The 15,850-nt window shown below is 72.4% G+C and carries 18 protein-coding genes and 3 tRNA genes; 16 read left to right on the forward strand and 5 right to left on the reverse strand.

Going from position 1 to position 15,850, the window contains the following annotated elements:
* Positions 1 to 122: 122 nt before the first annotated feature.
* Together AC2EAQ_RS13385 and AC2EAQ_RS13390 are read left to right on the forward strand one after the other, a co-directional pair.
* On the forward strand, positions 123 to 680 hold the full coding sequence (locus AC2EAQ_RS13385; RefSeq protein ID WP_484644786.1) for an Lrp/AsnC family transcriptional regulator: 558 nt from the start codon (positions 123 to 125) through the stop codon (positions 678 to 680).
* Positions 681 to 762: 82 nt separating this feature from the next.
* Positions 763 to 1,626 carry an EamA family transporter gene (locus tag AC2EAQ_RS13390; RefSeq protein ID WP_484644852.1) on the forward strand — a complete coding sequence of 288 codons (864 nt, stop codon included), beginning with the start codon at positions 763 to 765 and terminating at the stop codon, positions 1,624 to 1,626.
* Positions 1,627 to 1,661: 35 nt separating this feature from the next.
* Here AC2EAQ_RS13390 and mltA read toward each other — a convergent pair whose 3' ends face one another.
* A complete protein-coding gene (gene mltA, locus AC2EAQ_RS13395) occupies positions 1,662 to 2,825 on the reverse strand; it encodes a murein transglycosylase A (protein WP_484644789.1) in 1,164 nt (387 codons plus the stop codon).
* Here mltA and AC2EAQ_RS13400 point away from each other — a divergent pair.
* Positions 2,824 to 2,949: a hypothetical protein gene (locus tag AC2EAQ_RS13400; protein ID WP_484644792.1), complete on the forward strand. Its 126-nt coding sequence runs from the start codon at positions 2,824 to 2,826 to the stop codon at positions 2,947 to 2,949. The two genes, mltA and AC2EAQ_RS13400, sit on opposite strands and share 2 nt — an antisense overlap.
* A 15-nt stretch (positions 2,950 to 2,964) precedes the next feature.
* On the opposite strand, the gene apaG is transcribed toward AC2EAQ_RS13400, so the two are convergent.
* Positions 2,965 to 3,339 (reverse strand): Co2+/Mg2+ efflux facilitator ApaG/CorD, encoded by a 375-nt coding sequence (gene apaG / locus AC2EAQ_RS13405; protein WP_484644795.1) that lies wholly within the window; start codon positions 3,337 to 3,339, stop codon positions 2,965 to 2,967.
* A 26-nt stretch (positions 3,340 to 3,365) separates the two neighbouring features.
* Here apaG and rpe point away from each other — a divergent pair, with 26 nt between their 5' ends.
* Together rpe and gph are read left to right on the forward strand one after the other, a co-directional pair.
* Positions 3,366 to 4,028 carry a ribulose-phosphate 3-epimerase gene (rpe, locus tag AC2EAQ_RS13410; protein WP_484644799.1) on the forward strand — a complete coding sequence of 221 codons (663 nt, stop codon included), beginning with the start codon at positions 3,366 to 3,368 and terminating at the stop codon, positions 4,026 to 4,028.
* A gap of 8 nt (positions 4,029 to 4,036) precedes the next feature.
* Positions 4,037 to 4,729 carry a phosphoglycolate phosphatase gene (gph, locus tag AC2EAQ_RS13415; protein WP_484644803.1) on the forward strand — a complete coding sequence of 231 codons (693 nt, stop codon included), beginning with the start codon at positions 4,037 to 4,039 and terminating at the stop codon, positions 4,727 to 4,729.
* An 11-nt stretch (positions 4,730 to 4,740) separates the two neighbouring features.
* Here gph and AC2EAQ_RS13420 read toward each other — a convergent pair whose 3' ends face one another.
* Entirely contained in the window at positions 4,741 to 5,361 is a 621-nt protein-coding gene (locus tag AC2EAQ_RS13420; protein WP_484644806.1) for a chalcone isomerase family protein, read from the reverse strand.
* Positions 5,362 to 5,717: 356 nt separating this feature from the next.
* On the opposite strand from AC2EAQ_RS13420, the gene trpE reads away from it, so the two are divergent.
* Complete coding sequence (gene trpE, locus AC2EAQ_RS13425; RefSeq protein ID WP_484644811.1) at positions 5,718 to 7,196, forward strand: anthranilate synthase component I; 1,479 nt, start codon at positions 5,718 to 5,720, stop codon at positions 7,194 to 7,196.
* 14 nt (positions 7,197 to 7,210) lie between these two features.
* On the opposite strand, the gene AC2EAQ_RS13430 is transcribed toward trpE, so the two are convergent.
* Together AC2EAQ_RS13430 and AC2EAQ_RS13435 are read right to left on the reverse strand one after the other, a co-directional pair.
* Positions 7,211 to 7,933: a response regulator transcription factor gene (locus AC2EAQ_RS13430; protein ID WP_484644814.1), complete on the reverse strand. Its 723-nt coding sequence runs from the start codon at positions 7,931 to 7,933 to the stop codon at positions 7,211 to 7,213.
* Complete coding sequence (locus tag AC2EAQ_RS13435) at positions 7,930 to 9,573, reverse strand: sensor histidine kinase (protein ID WP_484644816.1); 1,644 nt, start codon at positions 9,571 to 9,573, stop codon at positions 7,930 to 7,932. Before AC2EAQ_RS13435 ends, AC2EAQ_RS13430 begins: the two co-directional genes overlap by 4 nt.
* 194 nt (positions 9,574 to 9,767) lie before the next feature.
* Here AC2EAQ_RS13435 and AC2EAQ_RS13440 point away from each other — a divergent pair, with 194 nt between their 5' ends.
* The 10 genes from AC2EAQ_RS13440 to AC2EAQ_RS13485 all read left to right on the forward strand — a co-directional run.
* Complete coding sequence (locus tag AC2EAQ_RS13440) at positions 9,768 to 10,325, forward strand: metal-independent carbonic anhydrase family protein (RefSeq protein ID WP_484644818.1); 558 nt, start codon at positions 9,768 to 9,770, stop codon at positions 10,323 to 10,325.
* Between the two features lie 402 nt (positions 10,326 to 10,727).
* Entirely contained in the window at positions 10,728 to 11,306 is a 579-nt protein-coding gene (locus AC2EAQ_RS13445; RefSeq protein WP_484644823.1) for an anthranilate synthase component II, read from the forward strand.
* Positions 11,303 to 12,319, forward strand: a complete 1,017-nt coding sequence (gene ltaE / locus AC2EAQ_RS13450) for a low-specificity L-threonine aldolase (protein ID WP_484644827.1) — start codon at positions 11,303 to 11,305, stop codon at positions 12,317 to 12,319. Before AC2EAQ_RS13445 ends, ltaE begins: the two co-directional genes overlap by 4 nt.
* A 1-nt stretch (position 12,320) precedes the next feature.
* Positions 12,321 to 13,355 (forward strand): anthranilate phosphoribosyltransferase, encoded by a 1,035-nt coding sequence (gene trpD / locus AC2EAQ_RS13455; RefSeq protein ID WP_484644831.1) that lies wholly within the window; start codon positions 12,321 to 12,323, stop codon positions 13,353 to 13,355.
* Positions 13,352 to 14,140, forward strand: a complete 789-nt coding sequence (gene trpC, locus AC2EAQ_RS13460) for an indole-3-glycerol phosphate synthase TrpC (protein WP_484644835.1) — start codon at positions 13,352 to 13,354, stop codon at positions 14,138 to 14,140. The genes trpD and trpC overlap by 4 nt, the downstream gene beginning before the upstream one ends.
* Entirely contained in the window at positions 14,137 to 14,892 is a 756-nt protein-coding gene (locus tag AC2EAQ_RS13465; RefSeq protein WP_484644838.1) for a uracil-DNA glycosylase, read from the forward strand. The genes trpC and AC2EAQ_RS13465 overlap by 4 nt, the downstream gene beginning before the upstream one ends.
* A gap of 15 nt (positions 14,893 to 14,907) precedes the next feature.
* A tRNA-Tyr gene (locus AC2EAQ_RS13470) sits at positions 14,908 to 14,993 on the forward strand.
* 41 nt (positions 14,994 to 15,034) lie between these two features.
* Positions 15,035 to 15,108, forward strand: a tRNA-Gly gene (locus tag AC2EAQ_RS13475).
* Between the two features lie 48 nt (positions 15,109 to 15,156).
* Positions 15,157 to 15,231 (forward strand) — tRNA-Thr (locus tag AC2EAQ_RS13480).
* A 59-nt stretch (positions 15,232 to 15,290) separates the two neighbouring features.
* Positions 15,291 to 15,850, forward strand: a 560-nt coding sequence (locus AC2EAQ_RS13485) for a GTP-binding protein (RefSeq protein WP_484644840.1), incomplete at its 3' end; no start/stop codon positions are given.

The raw sequence follows: 15,850 nt of genomic DNA on the forward strand, positions 1-15,850 counted from the left end.
TCCAGGGCACTCGGAAGATCGCGGGAGTGTAGGAGCCTTGCCGCGGCAAGTGGTTTCCTTCTTTGCCGTTGCGGCGGGTGTTCTGGCAAGATTCTTTCTCTGGATCAGCGAACCAAGAACCAATGCCGCTCAGAAGCACCAAGTCAGGGAAGACCCGGGTCGCGCCGGAAGTCGAGCCCGAACCCCATCCCGCCGGCCTGGACCGCTACGACGTGGCGATCCTGGCCGCGCTGCAGGCCGACGCGCGCCTGTCCAACGCCGACCTCGCGGCGCGCATCGGGCTGTCGGCCGCGCCGACCTGGCGCCGCGTGCGCTGGCTCGAGCAGCAGGGCTACATCACCGGCTACCGCGCAGTGCTCGACCGGCGGCGCATCGGCCTGGGCGTGTTCGCGTTCGTGCGCGTGGACGCCGAGCGCAACACCGGCAGCGCCACCAAGGCGCTGGAAGAGGCCATCCGCCGCCTGCCCGAGGTGACGGCCTGCCACTACATCAGCGGTGCCGGCACGTTCGAGCTGCAGGTCATGGCCACCGACCTCGACGCGTTCTCGCGCTTTGCCACCGACACGCTGCTGAACCTGCCCAACGTGAAGGACATCCACACCAGTTTCTCGCTCGGCGAGGTGAAGGCGGGCGGCGCCCTGCCGCTGGCGCACCTGACGGCGCCCGCGGGCGGCCGCTGAAGCCGCACGTGCCGCTGGCGGGCCGCGGCCCAGGCGCGTCCCGCACCGGCCCCCGTACAGTGCAGTCATGAGTCCTGCATCGCTGCCGCTGCGGCCCGCCCTGCTCGCGCTGGCCGTCGTGGCCGTCTGGGGCACCAACTTCGTGGTCATCAAGTCGGCGCTGGCCACGCTGCCGCCGCTGCTGCTGGCCACGCTGCGCTTCGCGCTGGCGTTCCTGCCCGCGGCGCTGTTCGTGGCCCGGCCGGCGGTGCCCTGGCGCACGCTCGCGGCCTACGGCGTGCTGATCGGCGCGGGCCAGTTCGGCCTGCTGTTCCTGGCGATGCGCAGCGACATCACGCCCGGACTGGCGTCGCTGGTGATCCAGACCCAGGTGTTCTTCACCATCGCCTTCGCGCTGGCGCTGGGGCGCGAGACGCTGCGCCCGGTGCAGGGCGCGGCGCTGCTGCTGGGCGCCGCCGGGCTGGCCGTGATCGCGTGGCATGGCGACGCCGCCGCCACCCCGGCGGGGCTGGCGATGGTGCTGCTGGGCGCGCTGGCCTGGGCCGCCGGCAACATGGTGTCGCAGCGGGCGGGCCAGGTGCCGATCCTGGGCTTCATGGTCTGGTCGAGCCTGTTCGCGGTGCCGCCGCTGCTGGCGCTGTCGCTGTGGTTCGAAGGGCCCGCCGCGATCGCCACCGGCATCGGGCGCGCGGGCTGGGGCACCTGGGCCGCGGTGCTGTGGCAGGCGGCCGGCAACACGCTGTTCGGCTACGGCGCCTGGGCCTGGCTGCTGGCGCGCTACCCGGCGGCGACGGTGTCGCCGATGGCGCTGCTGGTGCCGGTGTTCGGCATGGGCGCGTCGGCGCTGGTGCTGGGCGAGCCGCTGCCGGGCTGGAAGCTGCTGGCCGCCGCGCTGGTGATCGGCGGCCTGGCGCTGAACCTGCTGTGGCCGCGCCGGGCGCGCTGACGAACCCGGCTCCGGCGGCCATCAGCGGCGCCGCATCAACGCGGCCACAGTGCCCACATCCGCAGCGTCTGCTTCATGCGGCCGGCCTGCGCCTCGGCGCGATCGCCCCAGCCCCAGAAGTAGTCGGCGCGCACCGCGCCGATGATCGCGCTGCCGGTGTCCTGCGCCATCACCAGCCGGCGCAGCGGCGTGGACGACAGCGGCTCGGTGGTGTCGAGCCACAGCGGCGTGCCCAGCGGCACGCTGGCGGGGTCGACCGCGATCGAGCGCTCGGGCACCAGCGGCACGCCCTGCGATCCGCGCGGCCCGAGCGACGGGTCGGGCAGCGGCTCCTCTCGGAAGAACACCACGCGCGGGTTGGCGGCCAGCATCTGCGGCACGCGCTGCGGATTGCGGCGCGCCCAGTCGCGGATGGCGGGCCATGAGGCCTCGCCGGCGCGCAGCTCGCCCTGGTCGATGAGCCAGCGGCCCACCGACACGTAGCCGTGGTCGTTGTGGCCGGCGTAGGCCAGGCGCACCACCTGCACCCGGCCGTCGGGTTCGGTGACGCGCACGCGCCCGGACCCCTGCACCTGCAGCAGCAGCACGTCGAGCGGGTCGGCCACGTAGGCGATCTCGCGCCCGCGCAGCGCCGCCTGGGCCGCGGGCAGGGTGTCGATCTGGGCCCGCGTGAACCAGGGGCGGCGCTGGGCCAGGTCCGCCGGCGGCGCATGCAGCGGCACGCGGGCCGCCCCGCGCGGCACGCGGCTGGCCTCGATCAGCGGCTCGAAGTAGCCGGTGGCCAGGCCGTCGCCGGACGCGGCCGGGTCCAGCGGCATCACGCGGTAGGGCGCGAGGCGCTGTTCGATCCAGGCCCGCGCCGCGGCGTCGTCGGCGGGCGGGGCGCGCAGCGCGTCGGCGCACACGCGCTGCCAGGCGCGCGCCATCTCGGGCGACAGCCGCTCGCAGGAACGGCGCAGCGCCACCCAGGCCTCGAGCGGCCGGTCGGCGCCCCAGCCGGGCAGGTCCTGCCACGCCGCGGGCAGCCAGCGCGAGCCGGCGCGCACGATCGGGGTGGCGGCCGGCAGGGTCGGCGTGGGCGCGGGGCGCACCTCCACCGGCACGTCGCTGCGCGGGTCGGACGCGAGCAGCCCGCATCCGGCCAGGGCCGCTGCGCCGAGCAGCGCGGCGGCGACGCGGGCGCGGTAGGCTAGGCGCATGTGGCTGATCCTGCTCGAGGCGCTGGGGGCGCTGTTGATCCTGGTGTTCATCGTGTGGTGGACCATGTTCTCCGGCCGGCGCCGCGGCGAGCGACGCGACGACGATGAGGGCCCGGACGCCTGAGACGCCCGCCTGCCGTCAGTGCAGCTGCTCGGGGCGCGCGAGCATGAACTCCGGCACCGGGGCGTCGAACGGGTGGGCGTCCTCGGTCATGCAGAAGTAGGTTCCGCGCATCGTGCCCTGGGGCGTGGCGATGCGCGTCCAGCTCGTGTACTCGAAGCGCTCGCCGGGCTTGAGCAGCGGCTGGTGGCCGACCACGGCCAGCCCGCGCACCTCCTCCACGTGCCCCATGGCGTCGGTGACCGTCCAGTGGCGCGCCACGAGCTGGGCCGTGATGTCGCCACTGTTGACGATGGTGACCGTGTAGGCGAACGCGAAGACGCCCGCCGCAGGTTGCGATTGCTCGTCCAGGTACGAAACCTTGACGCTGCAGCTCAGTTCGGGGCGCGACATGGGCGCGGATTCTAGAATTCGCGCCGATGAGCACCTTCCGCATTGCCCCTTCGATCCTGTCGGCCGACTTCGCGCGCCTGGGCGAGGAGGTGCGAAACGTCGTCGCCGCCGGCGCCGACTGGATCCACTTCGACGTGATGGACAACCATTACGTGCCCAACCTGACCTTCGGCCCGATGGTGTGCGAGGCGCTGCGCAAGCACACCACCGCGCCGATCGACGTGCACCTGATGGTGCAGCCGGTGGACGCGCTGGCGCAGGCCTTCTGCCGCGCCGGGGCGGACCTCGTCAGCTTCCACCCCGACGCCAGCACGCATGTCGACCGCACGTTGCAGCTGATCCGCGCCGAGGGCAAGCGCTGCGGCCTGGTGTTCAACCCGGCCGAGCCGCTGGACGTTCTGGAGTGGACGATCGACCAGCTCGACCTCGTGCTGATCATGAGCGTGAACCCCGGCTTCGGCGGGCAGAGCTTCATCGAGGGCGCGCTGAGCAAGATCGAGCGCGTGCGCAGGCTGATCGACGCCAGCGGCCGCGACATCCGGCTCGAGGTCGACGGCGGCATCAAGGTGGACAACATCCGCCGCGTCGCCGACGCGGGCGCCGACACTTTCGTGGCCGGCAGCGCGATCTTCGGCAAGCCCGACTACGCGGCGGTGATCGCCGCGATGCGCGCCGAGCTGGCGCGCTGAACCTGCCGGTGGCCCTGCCCCCTGCCCCTGCGGGCGGCCCGATCGAGGCCGCCATCGTCGACCTCGACGGCACCCTGGTGGACACGCTGGGCGACTTCGTCGCCGTGCTGGCGGTGACGCTGGCGGAGCTGGGGCTGCCCGGCGTGTCGCGCGACTTCGTCGAGCGCACGGTCGGCAAGGGCTCCGAGCACCTGATCCGCAGCGTGCTGCGCGAGGTGGGGGGCGACGCCGCCCTGTACGAGCCGGCGTGGGCGCTGTACCAGCGGCACTACCTGGCGCTCAATGGCCGCCATGCCGACGTGTACCCCGGCGCCGCCGAGGGCCTGCAACGCCTGCGCGACGCCGGCTGGCGCCTGGCCTGCGTGACCAACAAGCCGCTGGCCTTCGCCCGGCCGCTGCTGGAATCCAAGGGCCTGCTGCCGTACTTCGCGCAGGTCTTCGGCGGCGACAGCTTCGAGCGCCGCAAGCCCGACCCGCTGCCGCTGCTGCGCACCTGCGACGCCCTGCGCAGCGCGCCGGCGCGCACGCTGATGGTGGGCGACTCGGCCAACGACGCGCTGGCGGCGCGCGCGGCCGGCTGCCCGGTGGTGCTGGTGCGCTACGGCTACAACCACGGCGAGCCGGTCGACCGCGTCGATGCCGACGCCTTCGTCGACCGCATCGACGAGCTCCCCGGCCCCTGGGCGCGGGCCGGCCGCTGACGCGCGGCGCCTCAGCCCTTGGGCTGTCCCAGCAGGGCGTCCTTGAGCTGCCAGTCGGCCGGGTTCGGGCCGAGCCAGATCTTCATCAGCGCGGTGAAGAACTCCGGCTCGCGGATCGGCTCGTGCGAGGCCCTGCCGTTGATCAGCACCACGGTGCCCACGCCGGGCGTGAAGTCGACCGAGAAGTTGTCGCCGGCCACCAGCCGCTTCTTGGCGGCGAACAGCTCGGCCATCTTCAGCGTGCCGGGAATCGCCTTGCCGAACTCCTCGCGCGTGGCGTTCTTCTGCATGCCGTCGGTGAACAGCTTGCCCAGTTCGTTGGCATCGATGTCGCGCAGCATCTGGATGTGCATGCGCTTGGCGCCGGGCGTGGTGTAGACCGCCTCGGGCGTGCCGGCTCGCGTGGTCAGGTACAGGCCGGCGGTGTAGACCTTGAACACGGCCTTGTAGCGGATGCCGGCGCCATTGAGCACCAGCGGCGCGTTGCCGACGCTGGCCGACGGGCCGTAGGTCACGCCGGCCAGCTCGATCGGCTGCGGCGCGCCGGCGCGGGCCGGGCTCTGGGCCAGGGCGGCGCCGGCGGTGGTGAGGGCGGCGGCCAGGACGGCGGCACGGAAGAAATGAGAGCGCATGCGGACTCCAGCGGCGCCTCGTGGGCGCGTCGTGTCGGATGGGGTTCGGCGCGGCCCTGCGGGGGCCTTGCCGTCGCGAGGTCGGCACTCTGGCGTGCCGCGCGCGGCGTGTCCAGCCATGTATTTCACGCTGCGCCCGGCTGATACACTGCCCCGCGAACCATGAGCATCACTTCCCGCCACCCGCTCGAGTCCAGGCCGCACGCCCGTGCCGGCCGGGGAGCGTGGCCCTGGCGTCGCGCGGCCTGACACCCCACCCGCGCCCGCCGGCGCCGTCCCCCCGGGACCGCCGGCCCTGCTGACCCGACGCCGAGAGCCGCCACACCCCGGGCCCGACGTACCGCAAGGACACCGAAGTGATCACCGAACTCGAATTCAAGAGCCTGGCTTCGCAAGGCTTCAACCGCATCGCGCTCATCAGCGAGGCCTTCGCCGACCTGGAGACGCCGCTGTCGCTTTACCTCAAGCTGGTGGGCCACCAGCCGCACGGCTTCCTGCTCGAGTCCGTCGTCGGCGGCGAGCGCTTCGGCCGCTACTCGTTCATCGGCCTGCCCGCCCGCACGCTGCTGCGCGCCACCGGCAACGTGACCGAGGTGGTGACCGAAGGCCGGGTGGTCGAGCGCCACGAAGGCAATCCGCTGCAGTTCATCGAGCAGTACCAGCTGCGGCTCAACCCGGCCGTCAACAGCGGCCTGCCGCGCTTCTGCGGCGGGCTGGCCGGCTACTTCGGCTACGACACCGTGCGCTGCATCGAGCCGCGGCTGGCCGCCACCATCAAGCCCGGCGGGCTGGACACGCCCGACATCCTGCTGCTGCTGACCGAGGAGGTGGCGGTGATCGACAACCTGTCGGGCCGCCTGTACCTCATCGTGTGGGCCGACCCGGCACGCGCCGACGCCTACTTCCAGGCCCGGCGCCGCCTGGGCGAGCTGGTGGACAAGCTGCGCTACAGCGTCACCGCGCCGCCGGTGCGCCGCGGCCCGTCGCATCCGGTGGAGCGCGACTTCGCCAAGGCCGACCTGCTGCGCGCGTTCGACCGGGCCAAGGAGTACATCGCTGCCGGCGACTGCATGCAGGTGGTGATCGGGCAGCGCATGCGCAAGCGCTACACCGAGAGCCCGCTGTCGCTGTACCGCGCGCTGCGCTCGCTCAACCCGAGCCCTTACATGTACTTCTACGACATGGGCGACTTCCAGATCGTCGGCGCGTCGCCGGAGATCCTGGTGCGCGAGGAGCGGCTGCCCGACGCGTCGCGCAAGGTCACCATCCGCCCGCTGGCGGGCACACGCCCGCGCGGCGCCACGCCCGAGGCCGACGCGGCGCTGGAGGCCGAGCTGCGCGCCGACGAGAAGGAGCGCGCCGAGCACCTGATGCTGATCGACCTGGCGCGCAACGACATCGGCCGCATCGCGCGCACCGGCAGCGTCAAGGTGACCGAGGCCTTCGCGATCGAGCGCTACTCGCATGTGATGCACATCGTCAGCAACGTCGAGGGCGTGCTGCGTCCCGAGGTGGGCCAGCTCGACGTGCTGCGCGCCACCTTCCCGGCCGGCACGCTGAGCGGCGCGCCCAAGGTGCGCGCGATGGAGATCATCGACGAGCTGGAGCCCGTGCAGCGCGGCATCTACGGCGGCGCCTGCGGCTACGTCAGCTTCGCCGGCGACATGGACGTGGCCATCGCCATCCGCACCGGCATCGTCAAGGACCAGACGCTGTACGTGCAGGCGGCCGCTGGCGTGGTGGCCGACTCGGTGCCCGAGAAGGAGTGGGCCGAGACCGAGCAGAAGGCGCGCGCGCTGTTCCGCGCCGCGGAGCTGGTCGAAGAAGGGTTCTGACGCCCCGGCAGGCCTTACGGGGCTGACGGGCCCGGCGGCGCTTCCAGCCGATACCCCAGCCCGCGTGCCGTGTGGATCAGCGGCGGCAGGCCGTCGACGTCGATGCGCGCGCGCAGGCGCCGGATGTAGACGTCGACGATGTTGGTCAGCGGGTCCTGGCTGGTGCCCCACACGTTGGCCAGGATGCGTTCGCGGCTGAACAGGCGGCCGGGCGCGCTCATCAGCAGCTCCAGCAGCGCCAGCTCGCGGGCGGTCAGCTGCAGCGGCCGGCCGCCGCGGCTGGCCTGCATGCGCTCGCGGTCCAGCTCGAGGTCGGCCACCACGAGGCGGCTGACCTGACGGGGGCGCTGCTCGCGGCCGCGGCGGGCCAGCGCCTCGAGCCGGGCTAGCAGTTCCTCGAACTCGAACGGCTTGCAGAGGTAGTCGTCGGCGCCCAGGCGCAGCCCGGTCACGCGGTCTTCCAGCGAGCCCTGGGCGGTGAGCATCAGGATCGGCAGCGCCACCTGCGACGCGCGCAGGCTCTGGCAGACCTCGAGCCCGCTCAGGCCCGGCAGCATCAGGTCGAGCACGACCACCGTGGGCGCGTCGTCCGGCCTGGCCTGCCGCGCGACGTCCTGCGCCATGGCCAGGCCCGTGGGGCCGTCGGCGGCCCGCTGCACATGGTGGCCCTCGGCCCGCAGGCCCCGGCCCAGGAAGCCGGCGATGCGGTCGTCGTCCTCCACGATCAGGATGTTCATGCAGCCCCCGTGGCCGGCTGCATCGCTGCCGGCCCTGCGCCCGAGTCCAGCGTCGGCAGCGTCAGGCGCGCGACGGTGCCCCGCTGCGGCTGGCTGGCCAGCTCGATCGACCCGCCATGCGCCCGGGCCAGCGACTGCGCGATGGGCAGGCCCAGCCCGCTGCCGTCGGGCCGCTGGCGCCGCGCGCCCTGGCCACGGAAGTGGCGCTCGAAGACCTGGGGCAGCTCGTGCTGCGCAATGCCGATGCCGTGGTCCTGCACCTCCACGCAGCAGCTGCGGGCCTGGCCCGCCGCCGCGGCGCCGGGCTGCAACGACAGCCGCACCTCGCCGCCCGCGTGCGAGTAGCGCACGGCGTTGTCCAGCAGGATCAGCAGCAGCTGGCGCAGCCGCTGGGCGTCGCCCAGCACCATGCATCGGCCGGGCGGCGGTTCGTCGGCGTGGAGCGCCACGCCCCGCGCGGCCGCCAGGGCCTGGGCCTGCAGCAGCGCTTCGCGCACCGGGCCCGCCAGGTCCAGCGGCCTCTTCACGAGGGACAGCGAGTCGATGTCGCTGCGCGCCATGGCCAGCAGGTCGTCGATGACGCCGGCCAGCTGCCCGGCGGTGTCGACGATGCGCCGCAGCGCGGCCTTGTACTCCTCGGTCGGTCGGTCGGCGCCGCGCAGCGTGATCTCGGCCTCGCCGCGGATGGCCGTTGTGGGCGTGCGCAGTTCATGGCTGATGTCGGCGAAGAGCTGGCGCCGCCGCGTGTCGGCGTCGCGCAGCGCGTCCAGGGCCTCGCGCAGCTCGGCGGTGCGCGCGGCCACCTGGTCCTCCAGCTGCTGGCGCTGCTGGGTCTCGCGGGCACGGTGCACCTCGAGCTCGGCGGCCAGCGTGTTCATGCTGCGCGCTGCGGCCGAGAACTCGTCGGTGCCGTCGAGCGGGATGCGATGGGTGAGCACGCCCTGCTGCAGGGCCAGGGCGCCGGCACTCAGGTGGTCGAGCGGCCGCCGCAGCGCCCGCGCGAAGTACACCGCCGCGGCGGCGGCCAGCAGCGCCAACGTCAACGCCATCGCCAGCCAGAAGCCGCGCATCCAGGCCAGCGTGGCGTCGGCCGCGGCGCGCTCGCGTTCCACCGCGGCCGCTTCGCGCTGCAGGCTGTCCGCGATGAGCTGGCGCACGTCGCGGCCCTGCGAGCGGTCGAACACGGCCGTCAGGGCCTGCCAGGCCTGCTGCGCGTCGGCGCCGGCGGCCAGGGGCTGCGCGGCGTTCACCGCGAGCTCCAGGTCGGACACGCTGGTGGCGAGCACGGCCATGGCGTCCTGCCGCCGCAGGTGCTCGGCCCGCGTGGCCGCACTGTCGTCGAGCTCGATCGCCGCCGCGGACAGTTCCTGCAGCCGTTCGAGCGTGCGGCGCATGTCGCGCTGGAGCGCCTCGCGCACCTCGGGGTCGGCACCCGCGCCCTGCTGGCGCTGCGCCACCCAGGTGCGAAGCCGCTGCTTGGTGGCCGACAGCTCGACGAACGCGGTGCGGATGTCGCTGGCCACGCGGCCGCGCTCCACCTGCCGCTCGGCCACGCGCAGGGCCGCCGCGGCACCCAGCCCTTCGAGGACGGCCACGGTGGCGAGCAGGGCCAGCGACAGGGTGAGTCGGCGACGGAACATGCGTCGATTGTGTCGCGCCGCCTGCCCGTGCCGGCGCGCTTCATCTGGCGTTCATGAACGGTTCAGCCGGCGCTCATGGCGGGTTCAGCGGCGGTCCATCCGCACCGCGTGCAATGCAGGTCGTGCCGGGAACGAGACAGGACGATGCCGGCCGGCCCCTCAACGCAGCTCGCTGCAACCTCTGGAGTCCCCCGATGAAAACCGTTCTTGCCCTCGCCGCCTTCACCCTGGCCGGCGCCGCGCTGCCCGCCTTCGCCAAGGGCGTGGTCGTCAACCAGGCCATCACCGAGGCCGAAGTGCTGGCCGCCCAGCAGGGCTGGTGCAAGGCCCTGGTGGACATCTCCACCACCGGTGCCAGGAGCGGCCAGCCGGCCGCCAAGGCGCTGGCCGAGAAGGTGATCGACAGCGCCTACGGCTACCAGATGGGCGCCGTGCTGTTCAAGCCCACGCTCACCGTCAACCCGCAGACCTTCCGCACCACCCGCGCCGGCGCGCTGGCCTACTTTGTGGGCGGCGATACGGCCTTCCCGAAGGACACCGGCTTCGCGCTCAAGGGCTGGACCAAGTGCGACGTGGACAACGCGGCCATGTTCATCGCCGGCGACAGCGCCACCACGATGGGCAAGGTCAACATCACCGGCAAGGACGGCAAGGTGACCACGGTCGACAAGACCTGGAAGTTCGTCAAGGACGACGCCGGCAAGCTGCGCATCGTGGTGCACCACTCGTCGCTGGAATACAGCGGTCAGTGATGAACCGGGGTCGGCGCGTCGCCGCCGGCCCCGTCCGAAGGGAGACCCGGCTCCCAAGAGGCATCGAACGCCTCGCCGGGACCGTGGAAGCCGCGCGGGCCCCGCGCCGGCTTGACCCGTCGCGGCGGACCCACGGGGACGCCTTGGGCCGAGGGCCTCGCGCTCAAGCGAGGCGTTCGAGCGGCCATAATGCGCCCATGTCTGCGATCCGTCCGATCACCGCAGCGCGTTCCGGTTGGCGTTGGCGCAAGCCAGCCGCCTGACCACTCCTTGGCGCCCCTGGCTGGCGCCTTCCGTCCCCACCCCTACGGCGCGCCGAGGCCGCCGAATGCGGGCCGCGGAGCGGCTACCGGATCAGGATGCACCCCGGAGCATCCAGTCGAATCGAAGGGATAGACGCACATGCTGCTGATGATCGACAACTACGACAGCTTCACCTTCAACCTGGTGCAGTACTTCGGCGAGTTGGGCGAGGACGTCCGCACGGTTCGCAACGACGAGATCGACGTCGCCGGCATGGCGGCCCTGAAGCCGCAGCGCATCGTGTTCTCGCCCGGGCCGTGCACGCCGGCCGAGGCGGGCGTGTGCGTCGAGGCGATCCGGCACTTCGCGGGCAAGGTGCCGCTGCTGGGCGTGTGCCTGGGGCACCAGGCGATGGGCGCCGCGCTGGGCGGGCGCATCGTGCGCGCGGGCGTGCCGATGCACGGCAAGACCAGCCGCATCCGCCACGACGGCCAGGGCGTGTTCGCCACGCTGCCGCAGGACTTCACCGTGGTGCGCTACCACTCGCTGGTGATCGAGCGCGACACGATGCCGGCCGACCTGGTGGTCACGGCCACGTCGGAGGACGGCGAGATCATGGGCGTGCGCCACCGCGGCCTGCCGCTCGAGGGCGTGCAGTTCCACCCCGAGTCGATCCTGTCCGAGCATGGCCATGCCATGCTGCGCAACTTCCTCGACGCCTACCCCGCCGCCGCATGAAGCCGATCGACCTGCGCAGCGACACCGTCACCCGCCCCACCGCGGCGATGTGGGACGCGATGCGCGCCGCCCCGCTGGGCGACGACGTGTTCGGCGACGATCCCACCGTCAACGCGCTGCAGGCGCGCATCGCGGCCGAGCTCGGCTTCGAGGCGGCCCTGTTCATGCCCACCGGCACGCAGAGCAACCTGTGCGGGCTGATGAGCCACTGCGGCCGCGGCGACGAGTACATCGTCGGCCAGATGGCGCACACCTACCGCTGGGAGGCCGGCGGCGCCGCGGTGCTCGGCAGCATCCAGCCCCAGCCGCTGGCCCAGCGCGCCGACGGCACGATGGACCTGGCCGAGATCGAGTCCGCCATCAAGCCCGACGACGCGCACTTCGCGCGCACGCGGCTGCTGGCGCTGGAGAACACCTGGGGCGGCCAGGTGCTGCTGCCGGCCTACGTGGAGGCGGCCACGGCGCTGGCGCGGCGGCGCGGGCTGGCCACGCACCTGGACGGCGCGCGCCTGTTCAATGCCGCGGTGGCCTCGGGCGTGCCGGCGCGCGAGATCGCGCGCCCCTTCGACAGCGTGTCGGTGTGCTTCAGCAAGGGGCTGGGCACGCCGGCGGGGTCGGCCCTGTGCGGCAGCCGCGAGTTCATCGCGCGCGCGGCGCGCTGGCGCAAGATGACCGGCGGCGCGATGCGCCAGGCCGGCGTGCTGGCGGCGGCGGCGCTGCACGCGCTGGACCATCACGTGCAGCGCCTGGCCGACGACCATGCCCACGCGCGCCTTCTAGCCGAGGGCCTTCGGGGCCTGCCGGGCGTGAGCGTGGTCGACCCGCACACCAACATCGTGTTCATCGACCTTGCGCCCGACAAGCCGGCCGACATCGTGGCGCGGCTGCGCCAGCGCGGGGTGCTGGCCACCGGCCTGTACCGCCTGCGGCTGGTGACCCACCTCGACGTGAACCGCGACGACATCGACCGCGCCATCCCCGTGCTGCGCGACGTGCTGACCCAGGAGAGCTGACATGCCGATCACCGACACCGAGGCGCTGACCCGCGCCATCGAGCACCGCGAGATCTTCCACGACGAGATGCTGGCGCTGATGCGCCGCATCATGGGCGGCGAGATGTCCGCGCCGATGATGGCCGCGCTGCTGATCGGCCTGCGCGTCAAGAAGGAGACCATCGGCGAGATCACCGCAGCGGCGCAGGTGATGCGCGAGTTCTCCACCAAGGTGGAGGTGGCCGACCGCACGCACCTCGTGGACATCGTCGGCACGGGCGGCGACGGCTCGCACACGTTCAACATCTCCACCTGCTCGATGTTCGTCGCCGCCGCCTGCGGCGCGCGCGTGTCCAAGCACGGCAACCGCGGCGTGTCCAGCAAGTCCGGCAGCGCCGACGTGCTGGAGGCGATGGGCGTGCCGCTGACGCTGTCGCCGCAGGCCGTGGCGCGCTCGATCGAGGAGACCGGCATCGGCTTCATGTTCGCGCCCAACCACCACCCGGCGATGAAGAACGTGGCGCCGGTGCGGCGCGAGCTGGGCGTGCGCACCATCTTCAACATCCTCGGCCCGCTGACCAACCCGGCGGGCGCGCCGCACATCCTGATGGGCGTGTTCCACCCCGACCTGGTCGGCATCCAGGTGCGGGCGCTGCAGCGCCTGGGCGCGGAGCACGCGGTGGTGGTGTACGGCCGCGACGGCATGGACGAGGTGTCGCTCGGCGCCGCCACGATGGTGGGCGAGTTCAAGGACGGCGCGATCCGCGAGTACGAGATCCACCCGGAGGACTTCGGCCTGACGATGGCGTCCAACCGCACGCTCAAGGTGGAGACGCCGGCGCAGTCGCTGGCCCTGGTGCGCTCGGTGCTCGACGACGAGCCCGGCCCGGCACGCGACATCGTGCTGCTCAACGCCGGCGTGGCGCTGTACGCCGCCGACATCGCGCCGACCATGGCCGAAGGCATCGAGCGCGCGCGCGAGGCGGTGTCCAGCGGCAAGGCCGCGGCCCGCATGGCGCAGTTCGTCGAGACCGCGCAGCGCCTGGCCAAGGCATGAGCGACATCCTCGACCGGATCGTCGCGGTCAAGCGCGAGGAGATCGTGGCGGCCCGTGCGGCGCGCAGCGAGGCGTCGCTGCGCGAGCAGGCGCAGGCCCGGCGCGACGTGCGCGGCTTCGAGCGCGCGCTGCGCGCGCGCCTGGCCGTCGGCGCGCCGGCGGTGATCGCCGAGGTGAAGAAGGCCAGCCCGAGCAAGGGCGTGCTGCGCGAGCACTTCGTGCCGGCTGAGATCGCCGCCAGCTATGAGCGCGGCGGGGCCGCCTGCCTGTCCGTGCTGACCGACGAGCGCTTCTTCCAGGGCAGCGCCGCCTACCTGCAGGCCGCGCGCGCCGCCTGCGGCCTGCCGGTGCTGCGCAAGGACTTCATCGTCGACCCGTACCAGGTGGTCGAGGCGCGCGCGATGGGCGCCGACTGCATCCTGCTGATCGTGGCCTGCCTCGACGACGCGCAGCTGGCCGATCTGGAGGCCCAGGCGATGTCGCTCGGCATGGACGTGCTGGTGGAAGTGCACGACGGCGCCGAACTCGACCGCGCGCTGCGGTTGCGCACGCCGCTGGTGGGCATCAACAACCGCAACCTGCGCACCTTCGAGGTGTCGCTGGACACCACGCTCGGCCTGCTGCCGCGCGTGCCCGCCGATCGCCTGCTGGTCACCGAGTCGGGCATCCTGGCGGCGGGCGACGTGCAGCGCATGCGCTCCGCGGGGGTCCACGCCTTCCTGGTGGGCGAGGCCTTCATGCGTGCGCCCGACCCGGGCGCCGCGCTGGCCGACCTGTTCCGGTGAACCGGCTCGTCGAGCCGATCGGCCGCGTGCTCGATCGGGCGCCGGCGGCCTGGGCGGACGTCGTGCGGGCCTGGCGCCGCGGCCCGGCCGGGCCGCGGCTGGAGGCCTTCATCGGCGCCCGCCAGCAGGCCGGGGCCCTGATCTATCCCGGGGCCGTGCTGCAGGCACTGGAACTGACCCCGCCCGAGGCGGTGCGGGTGGTCATCGTCGGCCAGGACCCTTATCACCGCCCCGGCCAGGCCGAGGGGCTGGCGTTCTCGGTGCCCGTGGGCGAGAAAGTGCCGCCAAGCCTGCGCAACATCCTCCAGGAAGTCCGGCGCGACCTGGGGCCGGCGCCGCCCGGGCACGGGCACCTGGGCGCCTGGGCGCGCCAGGGGGTGCTGCTGATCAACACCTGCCTGACCGTCGAGGACGGGTGCCCCGGCGCCCACGCCGGCCACGGCTGGGAAGTGCTTACTGACAGCCTGATCGAGGCTGTCGCTGGGTCCGGAGGTCCCAAGGCGTTCCTCCTGTGGGGGGCGCACGCGCAGGCCAAGGCCCCGCTGGCCCGGGCTTCGGGCCGCCACGAGGTGTGGTGCGCCAACCACCCGTCGCCGCTGTCGGCCCGGCGCGGGCCGGTGCCCTTCGTCGGCTGCGGGCACTTCGGGGCGGTCAACCGCTGGCTGCAGGCCCGGGGAGAGCCGCCGGTGGACTGGTCTTTGGGCCCTGCGGATGCCGTGGAGCACCCGGAACCGGGCGCCACCGTGCTATAGTCCCCGGTTCGCCGCGGAGGGGTGCCCGAGTGGCTAAAGGGGGCAGACTGTAAATCTGTTGGCTTACGCCTACGCTGGTTCGAATCCAGCCTCCTCCACCAGGCGAAACAAATTCGAAGGAAGACGGTGATCGGCTCCTCAGGCGGGAGTAGTTCAATGGCAGAACCTTAGCCTTCCAAGCTAATGACGCGGGTTCGATTCCCGTCTCCCGCTCCAGGTCGCTACGGGCCTGGGTTCCTCCAAGGAGTCCAGGCCCGTGTCGATGCCCATGTGGCTCAGTGGTAGAGCACTCCCTTGGTAAGGGAGAGGTCGCGCGTTCGATCCGCGCCATGGGCACCATCGAAACGTTTTCGGTTCTACGGATAACACCTCACTTCTGACGCAGCAGGAGCGCACAAATGGCAAAAGGCAAGTTCGAACGCACGAAGCCGCACGTGAACGTGGGCACGATTGGTCACGTGGACCATGGCAAGACGACGCTGACGGCGGCGATCACGTCGGTGCTGGCGGCGAAGTTTGGTGGCGAGGCCAAGGCGTACGACCAGATTGACGCGGCGCCGGAGGAGAAGGCGCGGGGCATCACGATCAACACGGCGCACGTGGAGTACGAGACGGCGAATCGTCACTACGCGCACGTGGACTGCCCTGGGCACGCTGACTATGTGAAGAACATGATCACGGGTGCGGCGCAGATGGACGGCGCGATCCTGGTGGTGTCGGCGGCTGACGGCCCGATGCCGCAGACGCGAGAGCACATCCTGCTGGCGCGGCAGGTGGGCGTGCCCTACATCATCGTGTTCATGAACAAGTGCGACATGGTGGACGACGCCGAGCTGCTGGAGCTCGTCGAGATGGAAGTGCGCGAGCTGCTGAGCAAGTACGACTTCCCGGGCGATGACACGCCGATCGTGAAGGGTTCGGCCAAGCTGGCGATGGAAGGCGACAAGGGCGAGCTGGG

It is taken from the genome of Aquabacterium sp. T101 (genome assembly GCF_057219775.1).